Origin of the sequence: Streptomyces sp. CAI-85 (assembly GCF_013363615.1) — a bacterium.
Classification (GTDB): Bacteria; Actinomycetota; Actinomycetes; order Streptomycetales; family Streptomycetaceae; genus Streptomyces; species Streptomyces antibioticus_B.
Genome location: NZ_JAANNX010000204.1, coordinates 1 through 1,037, shown reverse-complemented (window position 1 = coordinate 1,037; position 1,037 = coordinate 1). Strand labels below are relative to the sequence as shown.

Annotated in this window: 1 protein-coding gene; it reads left to right on the top strand. The window is 69.1% G+C overall.

Features of this window, described 5'->3' with window-relative positions; translation table 11 throughout:
- The coding region (locus tag G6W55_RS37790; RefSeq protein ID WP_175525080.1) for a radical SAM protein at nt 1-1,037 on the top strand (1,037 nt) is incomplete at both ends.

Here is a 1,037-nt window from a genome sequence, read left to right as displayed (position 1 = left end):
ATGTCGGTGGAGATCTTCCGCGGCTGCACCCGCGGCTGCCGCTTCTGCCAGGCCGGCATGATCACCCGCCCGGTGCGCGAGCGGTCCATCACCGGCATCGGCGAGATGGTCGACAAGGGCCTCAAGGCGACCGGCTTCGAGGAGGTCGGCCTGCTCTCCCTGTCCTCGGCGGACCACTCCGAGATCGGCGACATCGCCAAGGGCCTCGCCGACCGCTACACCGAGGACAAGATCGGCCTGTCGCTGCCCTCCACCCGCGTGGACGCCTTCAACGTCGACCTGGCGAACGAACTCACGCGCAACGGCCGCCGCTCCGGCCTCACCTTCGCCCCCGAGGGCGGCTCCGAGCGCATGCGCAAGGTCATCAACAAGATGGTCTCCGAGGAGGACCTGATCCGCACGGTCGCCACCGCCTACGGCAACGGCTGGCGCCAGGTGAAGCTGTACTTCATGTGCGGTCTGCCGACCGAGACCGACGACGACGTCCTCCAGATCGCCGACATGGCGATGAACGTCATCCAGAAGGGCCGCGAGGTCTCCCGCTCCAACGACATCCGCTGCACGGTGTCGATCGGCGGCTTCGTGCCCAAGCCGCACACCCCCTTCCAGTGGGCGCCCCAGCTCTCCGCCGAGGAGACCGACGCCCGCCTGGAGAAGCTCCGCGACAAGATCCGCGGCGACAAGAAGTACGGCCGCTCCATCGGCTTCCGCTACCACGACGGCAAGCCCGGCATCGTCGAGGGCCTGCTCTCCCGCGGCGACCGCCGCATCGGCGCCGTCATCCGCGCGGTCTACGAGGACGGCGGCCGCTTCGACGGCTGGCGCGAGCACTTCTCCTACGACCGCTGGATGAGCTGCGCCGACAAGGCGCTGGCCGAGTTCGGCGTGGACGTCGACTGGTACACCACCCGTGAGCGCGGCTACGAGGAGGTCCTGCCCTGGGACCACCTCGACTCCGGCCTCGACAAGGACTGGCTCTGGGAGGACTGGCAGGACGCCCTCGACGAGACCGAGGTCGAGGACTGCCGCTGGACGCC